This window comes from Fulvivirga aurantia, assembly GCF_009711475.1.
In the GTDB taxonomy this organism is placed as follows: domain Bacteria; phylum Bacteroidota; class Bacteroidia; order Cytophagales; family Cyclobacteriaceae; genus Fulvivirga; species Fulvivirga aurantia.
This window is the reverse complement of record NZ_SMMD01000829.1, coordinates 1-9,942: the sequence shown is the minus strand read 5'-3', so window position 1 is coordinate 9,942 and position 9,942 is coordinate 1. Positions and strand designations below refer to the sequence as shown.

The following is a 9,942-nucleotide window of genomic DNA, read 5'->3' as shown; positions in this document are numbered from 1 at the left end:
TTTTTTTTTGAATTTGTATTTCTTATGTACTTAATTTTCTAAAATAGAAAGCCCACATTAAGCATGAAAAGGTTGTCTTCATCTGACTTTGTGTAGGTGGTTGTAAATACCATTTTACCCAATGGATGAAACCATAGACCTCCACCATAACCGGAATGCCATTTGGTAGAGCTTTCATTGTCTGCCCAAACCCTACCTTGATCGTAATGCACAGAAATACCTATGGCTAGAGGCATGTAATAAAATGGTATTCTGGCTAGTCTCGCTCTTATCTCATTGTTTTGATAGATTGTACTTCTTCCTGTAAAACGATCCCTCGCATAGCCTCGTACATTTCCTTGTCTACCTAAACCTGCGTTACCACCAATGGTGTTTCCCTGATAAAAAGCAAAATCTCCAGCGTTGCTACTACCACCTATCCGTGTAGCAAATGTGATAAGTGTAGGTTCCTTAATCGAGTAGTAAGCTCGTAGCTCACTGCTTGCGCGGCTTATTTTATTTTTATCATTATTCAAAAGCGACTGCCAGGTCAATTCGGTTTTCCACCAAACACCATTTTCGGGGTAGCTGGTGCTTTCCACCGATTTTACATCTGCAGTAAGTTTGGCGCCCAGGTAGTGGTTATCATCATATATATCTGAGCTAGGTGGTGTGATAGAACCCAAGAAGTTATCCTCTTCCCGCTCTACTTTCACAAACTGATAATGAGGTCCCAGCTTTAAAGAAGCATTTTCTCCTGCCTCAAAAGTGATTCCTGTGAAAAAGTTGATATCAGTAAACCTGGTTCGATAAAAATTATTTTCTTCCAGCGTTTCATCCAATGTAGTTTCATTACCAAAACCATAGAAATTTGTAAAGAAGTTTGGCGCCCTTACTGAAGCATCTATGTTAAGACCAAGGTCTCCTACTACATCCTTAAAATCCCCCTCATAGTCAAAATTCCAGGCATAAGTATTAGGAGCTACATTTACTGCAATTTTATGCATACTGGCATAAGGCTCTTTTCTAAACCCATGGGTCTTGATCAAAACACCTCCACCCAGATACACGCCATCGTCAACATTGTAACCAAAAAAGACTGTTGGGCCGAAGTAGTTGTATTTAAAGCTTTTGAAATCGTACTTATTCACATCTAAACTATTACTGAGGCTGAGCTTTGTTTCTTTTTTATTTTCAACTTCCGTGCCTTCGATGTTGTCATAGAAGATATTGTTTTTACACCAGCCCTTCACCTCAGAGGTGTCGCTAATATAATCTTCACCCATGCCTCCAATAATTCTTATTCGAGGTGCTTTATCGGCCTTACCTGATAGATAGATATAATCTTCATCACCTTTGGTGTAAATTCTTATTTCGTCTGTTTCATCAGTAAAAAACTCTCTTTCATATAATTTGAGATCCTTTTTCTCACCCTCGTCTGAGGCATCATGCACAGTAACAGTGGTAGATTTATCGGTAAATTTCACCTCTACATACTCATTGTTATCACTACCTACAATATCTACCTGTTTGGCTAACACCTTGTAATAGCGTCTGGCAAACTCATCCAGTTTGTCTCTTCTGGCTTTGAGTGTACTGGCAATATAATCGCCATCAAGCGCATATATATCTGTTGGTAGTATGCTCAATGCTTTATCTATCTCTTCATCGGTGAGTCTCTTTTGTAGATCATTGGCTATTTCAACCCATTGCTCTTGAGAGAGTGCGGTTAAAAATCTTCTATCTAGATACCTCGCATTATGATTAAGGCCTGCTACGTCTCTAATGTCATCGTCAAAGGTCTGAAACTTACGCATTGCCCATTTTCTGCTCACAATCCAAGGGATAAATCCATCAAACTTGAAGAATACGTTGTCTCGGTCTTCGGGTATTGGTCTATATATTTTGCCTTCTTCACCTTCCAGCTCAGCCCATCTAAACTGGCCGTCATGTCTGTCCCAGTCGTTGATCCATATATCAAATAACCTGGCTCTCAATAAATTTTCCTGATCAACGCGACTTTCGTTGTCCTCATTAAGCTCTTCCATGACAGATTCTGTACTCACTGCATTTTCTGTATAGCCAAAATCTTCGTAGTCAGACCAATCTTCGTCCGCGTCTTGCTCGATCATGGCGAGCACACCTCCAAAATCTTCGCGATATTTACCCAAAACAGGTGTATCTGGTATATAAACCATTTTTGGATTGGTGTGGTAAATACCAGCAGCATCACCTAATGACGGTAGAATAAAGGCCCCGAAAGGATGGGAGGCAGATATCTGATCCTGCACGATGTCATCTGCAAAGGAATATTGTAATGGCAATGGTAATGTTGGTGAAGGATCTTTCTGAATAGATCGCAATGAGTATAACTTACCATTTTTGGCCTTTAATTTTAAAGAATAAGTCTGTTGCCCTCCCCCTTTGTCTAAAATTTCAAGGCCACCTTTTTCAGTTTCAAAGTCTAAAACCGGCACTTTTATTGGGGTAAGCCATGTATCTCGGTAGTGGTCTCCTAATAAAAATCTCTTGAAGTTGCCGGCCGTGTATAACTCACCCGGTACCACTACCACTGAGTCGGCTTGTTTTGATTCTACATCCTGCTTTACGTCATCGTTAAGTGAATAGGGTTTTGGCGTCACTCTGCAGGCAGAAAACGCTATGAGTAAAATGAAACACTGAAATATGACGCTATTTGCTTTTAACATGGGTTTATTTATGATGCGTTTGTGTAAATAAAAATTATAATGAAGGCCAGCACTGTAAGTGTGAGACCTGTCATAAAAATATTATATGAAATGGTGAGTAACCGGTACTTCTCCTTCAGCACTTCACCAAGATTATAAATGTCTAAGGACATACTATCATAGAGCCTTTCCTGATCCTCCTTAAGCTCATTGAGGTAGTTTACAAACTGCTTTCTCGGTATACCAAGGAAGTTTCCAAAATAGAGTAAGCTGATCTTGTTTTTATCTACCTTATCGTAGTCGATTTCTTTTGAGGTCACTTTTGGCCTGGCCGACATTACGGCAAATACCACTGAGGCCAATGCACCCACTAGTAAGATGAGAATAGGCACTGTAAAGCGCATATTCTCAACAATATAGCTTTTAGAAAGTGAGAGACTGGCACCAGATAGGGTCACAATTACCGAAATCATAATTGTGTTGATACTGATCATCATATTCGCCTTACCATCTGCTATTGCACTTAAATTGATATGGGTGCGGTAGTTAGCCCTATACAGTGTATCGATACCTCGCCCCAAATCTTTACCGGTTTGTGTTCTGGTTGTGACTTTTCGAGCCTTTACAATATTCTTACGTTGTTTTTTTATGTTTTTAACTCTACGCTTACCATACTCTTCTTTGGCGGCTTGAGTGATAAACTGATTGTCAATTAAAAATTGATACTGCTTTTTTTCCCAATCGAGTTCAGAATAGGACTCATCAAGGTAATTTTCCAACTCAACACGAAGAAGCTCGCCCTTTCTGAAAAACCTTTTTCTACCCAGGTGAGCCATGTCAGCATCATTTAGGATCTCTTCTACCAGATCTTTTGGCTCATGCCCTCTGATAGTACTTTTTATTAGTCGCTCAACTTCATCAATCCCTTCCTTATCATAACTTTTGCCTTCTAAAAACTCCTTGGCATATTTAATACTCTCAGCCTCGTGCCCATTATATTTTTTAATATAACCGGTATCGTGAAACCAGGCTGCCAGCTGCAACACTTCCATGTCTTTATCAGCCAACTCACTAATCTCACCCAGTTCTTGCGAAATCTCGGCTACTTCGTTGGTGTGTGAGAGGTTATGGTACAATAAGTTATCAGGTAGTTGTTCTTTGAAGAGTTCTGTAACATACTCCTTTGCCTCAGTGATAATTTTGTTATCGTTTTTTGACATATGGTTAGGTTATGATTAGGTATTACAACAACGATTTCTTGAGTATGTTAGCTTTTGTTTTAATTCTCATAGCCGGACGGCTATCTATTATATACGGACAGCCCACTACAAATGACTATTTAAGAAAAAACATGCCACATCTCTAAAAACGCAGTAATCAATGATTGAACAGCGATTTATTGTAAAATAAGAAAAATGTGTGTAGAATAAATTCTACATCATGAATTTTGAAGCAGTATAAAAAGCTCTCGACCTGCTCTCGGCTTTATCGAATTGTAACAGGTTTCAAATTTCACAACGTTGAGGTAGGGAGTAAACAGAGGCAGGTATTCTTCTTTGTTTCCTCCATAAGGGGGATGATTATCAAATAAAGGCTCATTAAATAATACTCCCATCAGGTGACCATTGGGTTTGAGCAATTCTTTTACTTTTTGTACGTATGCCTGCCTTTCTTTAGGATGCAGTGCGCAAAAAAAGGTTTGTTCAACAATTAAATCATATTGATCTTCCAGGTCAAAAAAGTTTTTCTGAAGCAATTGGTCCTCTGGAAAATCAGGTACTTGCTGCTGAAAGTTGTCAAGTGGCCTTTTTGAGACATCGGCCAGGTATACATTTTTAAAACCCTGTCTCCATAAATAGATTGCCTCGTAGGCGTTTCCACATCCGGGTATGAGTATTTTAATTGATTTATCTGTAAGCCCGTCAAAATACGTCTTCAACGGAGTAGTGATATCTCCGGCATCCCATTGAATTTGTCCGGTTTCGTAGCGATTAGTCCAATATGTTTCATCGTGTATCATATTCTTACCAGCCTTACGTTAGTATCACCGACAAATGAAGCATATTTCATTGACAAATCTCAAATAAAGAATAATTTTACGGCAAACTACACAAAGAAAACCAACTTATGACCGAGAACAACTCCGAGAAACCTCAAGTGTCTGAACCTAAAAAAAGTAATAAAAAGACCACCATACTACTCATCATCTTTGCGGTGATTATCGTAGTACAGGGAGTAAAAATTTACCTTGACCACCAAGAAAGCGTGGAACGAGAAAATCAGTTGGCATCTACCGAAGATGAGTTAGCCACCACGCTCCAGCGTCTTAATGACATTAGCGAAGAACTATCTGAAAAGATTAGAGCAATAGACTCTCTGGGAGGAGATATAACTGAGCTCCAGGAAGCGAAAGATGAGATCGAGCGTGAGCTAGCCAGAAGTCAAAAAGCCAGTAGAAGCACAATCGCAGCGCTTAAAGACAAAGTTGATGGCTATGAAATATTGCTTAAAGCCAAAGACAAGGAGATTGATAAACTGAAAGAACTCAACACTGCCTTACTTACAGAGAATACTACACTTAAAACGGAAAAAAACGTGCTGTTTGACTCGCTAAACGAACTTAATACTTCTAAAGACGAGCTAGCATCTAAAGTAGCTTTGGCATCTCAACTGAAAGCTGAAAACATACAGATTCTAGCCGTGAACCGTAGAGGAAAAGAACGTGAAAGCCCGTTTAAAAGCAGACACGCAGAAAAGCTTAAGGTAACTTTTAACATCGCTGAAAACGATGTGGCCCCTATCGAAGGCAAAAATATCATTGTAAGAATTGTAGATAGCAACGGGCAAATCATATTTGATGTATCGCGAGGGTCCGGCACTTTTATGATCGATGGTAAAGAAGAGTTTTATACTGCCAGCAAAGAGATCTTGTTTGATAACACCAAACAGCAACTCACTTTTGAGTATGAAAAAGGCTCTGAATATGAGGAAGGTCTTTACACGCTGGAAGTCTATACTGATGATTACAAAATGGGAAGCCAGCAATTTGAGGTGAAGTAAGCCGGAGAGGGTATATTATTTCACTCGCTCTCAAAGCTTAGTGAACACAGAACATTTAATGCAATTAAGAGTGACTTATAAATTAGGTCACTCTTTCTTTTTTAGACTTAAGATCAATATTAATCCTACAAGCTCTTGCTCATCTAACAATTGAACATTTATAGCCTCTCTTATATTTTTCAAAGTATTCGCTTAAAGGATAGGTTTACAGCACCACAATTCAATACCACTTCTTCATGAGGTTTTATCATGCACACGCTCAACTGTGTCTTAAAAGCTTCCTTCATCCTTGAGATATGACAAAAAAAAGAAGCCAACCCTCTTTTGGGTCGGCTTCTTTCAAAATATACTAGATAGTTGGCCTAGTAAAGGTATTCTAATGCAGTAACATCATTGCTACCAAACTCACCGTCTTCGCTAGAGCTAAAGCAAGCAAGCATGATAGAGTTAGGATCTACGCCAGTAGGAGTACCAGGGATGTGGATTGCACCTACACCACCGTCACCTTCGTTTCCACCAGAACCACAAGAGTAAGATCTGTCGAAGTAGTCAGTGTGACGAAGACCTACTGAGTGACCAATCTCGTGAGTAATTACGTGCTCAACAACGTTAGTGTCGTAGCTGCTAGTACCAGAGTTGATTTTCACCCACTTGTAAGGAGCTCCACCACTTGGGAAACCAGCAGAACCACCTCCGCCACCACTTACTCTGTATACTACCATATCTTTAGACTGATAGTTTGTACCGAAAGTAAGGTTGAAGTTAAGACCGATGTTAAGTCTGTTATAGTTATTAACAGCCCACTGCAAAGCAGTTTGTGTTTTAGAATCAAGACCATTGCTATTGTTAGCAGTGTAACCAATGATATCAATAGTGTAGTTAGAAGAACTTACAAGGTTGTTAGTTCTGTACTGCTCTCCCATAGGTCCGTTATGAGACTCGCTGTCCAACATTTTTCTAAAGTTGTCTTGTGAGATGAAAATATCACCCTCTAACATAAATCCTGATTCAACTCCACCGTCAAGTGAGTTTCCTTCAACTGCCTCGATATCACTTACGTCAAATCCAAGCTCAGTAAACTGGCTCATTACCTCATCAGTAAGCGCTAACTTATCTTCTTTAGGTTGTACATTTTCTTCCTGCGTACAAGCAGTAAATGTGGTTGCCGCGAATGCTGTCGCAGCAAAAAACATTGCAGAAATTTTCAATTTCTTCATCTTTTAAAATGGTTTAGGTTTACAGATTATTTTAACATTGACGAAGGTAGACGAAGTTTCTTAGCAAAAAGAACCAAAACAGACCTAAAACTTACATGGATGATCATAACGTTAAAGTAAATCTGTAAATGAGGCGCTTAATAGAATAACACAGAATAAACGAACTATATAAATTAATTTTTCATGTAATCTAAGTTACCTAAATGTTAATTAGTAGAATTTTTGATTGAATAATGAGAAAAACACAACATATAATTTTAGTTCTTACTTTGGCTTTGATTTTTATCAATCTTGGTAAAGCACAATCCCAAAACTTAAACGGCTGGAAAAAATTTATAAAAAAAGAAAAAAATTACACCACAAAATCAGAGCTAAATCAACGCTATTATTTACTCAAATTTTCTGATAAAAACACCAGGCAAAATCTAGTTGATGAGGGGCTAAAAATCATAAGACAGCTCGACCGGAACTATGCCATTGTTGCAATTCAAAATGCAAACCAAAGAATAGTAGAATTACACGAAAAATGGCCAGCCAATGACCTGTGGAAAATGAACGCTACTGCAGAGCAACTAAATCCTGATTCACACCAAAGTTTTCATATAGTAAGTGATGAACCATCGGCCCTGGAGAAACTTTTGTCAGACCATAACTTATCATATACCCAACAGGGAAGAAGTGCTTTTACAGTATCAACCAATAAAAAATGGCTCCTGGAAAATTTATTAGCTGTGAGTCACATTACATATATAGGTGTTGAAAGCCAAGAGCCCACCACAGAGAGCCGTGTGATTGATATGAATTTAAATGTGAATACTGTCAATCGTGTTCACAACGATTTCCCTTCACTTAACGGAACAGGTATCACTTTATCTATTCAGGAACAAAAATATGATGCTGATGACATCGATATTATTGGCCGTAACCTCCCCTCACCCCTCTCTTCAGAAAATATCGACAACCATGCCACAGAAATGGCCACCATTGCTGCCGGGGCCGGAAATAGTTTTGTAACAGGCAGAGGTGTAGCGCTTGGCACCACACTCACATCTTCAGACTTTGCCGATGTGCTCCCCGATGCTCCCTCAGATTATAGCAACCTAAATGTGACCACACAGAACCATTCTTATGGCACCAGCATAGAAAACTTCTATGGCACACTGGCCAGAGCTTTTGATGAAAGCACTGAAAACAACACCACATTATTACATGTCATATCATCAGGAAATCAAGGGCTACAGGTAGATACTGTTGGCACCTATAAAAATGTAACGGGTTATGCTAACCTTACAGGAAATTTTAAAATGTCGAAAAATACACTGGTAATAGGCTCTGTAGACACAGTGGGTAGACCTATTAATTTCGCATCTAAAGGACCCGCTTTTGATGGACGCGTAAAACCAGAACTTGTCGCCTACAGCACAGCTGGCTCATCAAATTCAGCCGCAATGACTTCGGGAATTGCTGTATTATTACAACAACAGCATCTTGAACAATACGGTACTATGCCGGAGTCGGCACTCATCAAGGCTTTACTAATTAATAGTGCTGATGACGTACATAACCCGGCTGTTGACTTTTACACAGGCTATGGAAATATTGACGCCTATCGTACACTTCAGAATTTAAAAGAAGGTAATTTTTTATCAGGCGAAATAAGTCAAGGTGAATCCCCTATCTACAACATAAGTGTGCCAGCTAATGCTGAAAACCTTAAAGTCACAGTCGTTTGGAACGACCCAGCAGCCATGGTGAATAGTAATTTAGCGCTGGTAAATGACATCGACATGCAGCTTAGTCAGGGTGGAGATAACTGGTTACCCTGGGTGCTTGACACCGCCCCGGATGCAAATGCATTAGACAAACCTGCTACAAGAGGTGAAGACCACCTTAACAATGTAGAGCAGATTACTGTAGCCAACCCGACTGCAGGTGATTATACAATAACATTAAATGGCTTTGACATCCCGCAAGGACCGCAGCGTTTTTATATCGCCTACCAGTACGATATGAAAGACACTTTCAGCTGGACTTTTCCTACTTCAAGCGATAATATGCCATACGATGGTGAAACTGATGGATATTTTAGATGGAATAGTACATTCGAGACCAGTCAAGGTCAGTTATTATACAGTATTGATAATGGCAGTAACTGGACGGTGATTGATGACAATGTAGACCTTTCAAAAGGTCATTACCGATGGTCGCCACCGGAGATAAACAGTGTGGCCCGAGCCAAATTGGTGATAAATGGTACGGATTATCTCACCGAGTCATTCACGATTTCTAGGCCAGTGCGCCTAGGTGTTGGTTTTAATTGCCAGGACTCCACACGCTTGCAGTGGCCGACAGTTGAAGGAGCCAGTAGTTATAAAATTTTAACATTAGGCGATAAATACCTGCAGGAAGTTACCACAACTTCTGATACAGCGCTGGTTATATACAATTCGCAGTTTTCGTCAAGGTATTTTACCATGCAGCCGTTAGATGACGCAGACTCTGCTTTGATTAAAAGCTATACCATTGATTACAATCTTCAAGGCGTAGAGTGCTACCTCGTGTCATTTTTCCCGGATATCTCCGAAGACCAGAAGCTTTTTCTTAACCTGCAACTCGGTACGAATTACGGTGTAGATGAAGTTATTATTGAAAGAAAAGTAGGTGATGCTTACGAGGTAGTTTCCTCAGTAAAGCCTGAAACGAGCACCATTAGAATTGAAGACAGCAGTCCGATACAAGGCTTAAACAGACATAGAGCCATCGTAAAATTTGGCAATGGCGAGCAATTAGTAAGTGAAGAGTCACTCATCTATTTCCTCACAGACGAAGCTTTTCTTGTTTTTCCAAACCCTGTCAGTCAGGGAGAAGAGCTGCGAGTCTTTACAAAGCTGTTTGAAGCTGGCACTGAAGTGACTTTCTCATTATATAACCGCACGGGCCAGCGTGTGAGGCAGCAAACCCTCATTTCTGATAGAGAATTTATTACGTTGGAGGGCTTA

At 39.7% G+C, this 9,942-nt stretch carries 6 protein-coding genes; 2 read left to right on the top strand and 4 right to left on the bottom strand.

Annotated features, from left to right (window positions below; all coding sequences use genetic code 11):
* Nucleotides 1-38: 38 nt before the first annotated feature.
* The 3 genes from E1176_RS11855 to E1176_RS11845 all read right to left on the bottom strand — a co-directional run bounded on the left by E1176_RS11855 (nt 39) and on the right by E1176_RS11845 (nt 4,686).
* A complete protein-coding gene (locus E1176_RS11855; protein WP_155210835.1) occupies nt 39-2,687 on the bottom strand; it encodes a BamA/TamA family outer membrane protein in 2,649 nt (882 codons plus the stop codon).
* Between the two features lie 8 nt (nt 2,688-2,695).
* On the bottom strand, nt 2,696-3,886 hold the full coding sequence (locus E1176_RS11850; protein WP_155210834.1) for a Pycsar system effector family protein: 1,191 nt from the start codon (nt 3,884-3,886) through the stop codon (nt 2,696-2,698).
* A 218-nt stretch (nt 3,887-4,104) separates the two neighbouring features.
* Nucleotides 4,105-4,686, bottom strand: coding sequence for a methyltransferase (locus E1176_RS11845; RefSeq protein WP_155210832.1), 582 nt, complete (start codon nt 4,684-4,686; stop codon nt 4,105-4,107).
* A gap of 107 nt (nt 4,687-4,793) precedes the next feature.
* On the opposite strand from E1176_RS11845, the gene E1176_RS11840 reads away from it, so the two are divergent.
* Complete coding sequence (locus tag E1176_RS11840; protein WP_155210831.1) at nt 4,794-5,726, top strand: coiled-coil domain-containing protein; 933 nt, start codon at nt 4,794-4,796, stop codon at nt 5,724-5,726.
* Nucleotides 5,727-6,088: 362 nt separating this feature from the next.
* Here the strand turns inward: E1176_RS11840 and E1176_RS11835 are convergent, their stop codons facing one another.
* Nucleotides 6,089-6,943, bottom strand: a complete 855-nt coding sequence (locus E1176_RS11835; protein WP_246206014.1) for a M57 family metalloprotease — start codon at nt 6,941-6,943, stop codon at nt 6,089-6,091.
* 233 nt (nt 6,944-7,176) lie between these two features.
* On the opposite strand from E1176_RS11835, the gene E1176_RS11830 reads away from it, so the two are divergent.
* Nucleotides 7,177-9,942 (top strand): S8 family serine peptidase (locus E1176_RS11830; protein ID WP_155210830.1); only part of this gene is annotated, 2,766 nt, incomplete at its 3' end.

Bases quoted from the DNA above. Each gene is read 5' to 3' on its own strand.
- E1176_RS11855 (WP_155210835.1), bottom strand. From the start codon at position 2,687: ATGTTAAAAGCAAATAGCGTCATATTTCAGTGTTTCATTTTACTCATA.
- E1176_RS11850 (WP_155210834.1), bottom strand. From the start codon at position 3,886: ATGTCAAAAAACGATAACAAAATTATCACTGAGGCAAAGGAGTATGTT.
- E1176_RS11845 (WP_155210832.1), bottom strand. From the start codon at position 4,686: ATGATACACGATGAAACATATTGGACTAATCGCTACGAAACCGGACAA.
- E1176_RS11840 (WP_155210831.1), top strand. From the start codon at position 4,794: ATGACCGAGAACAACTCCGAGAAACCTCAAGTGTCTGAACCTAAAAAA.
- E1176_RS11835 (WP_246206014.1), bottom strand. From the start codon at position 6,943: ATGAAGAAATTGAAAATTTCTGCAATGTTTTTTGCTGCGACAGCATTC.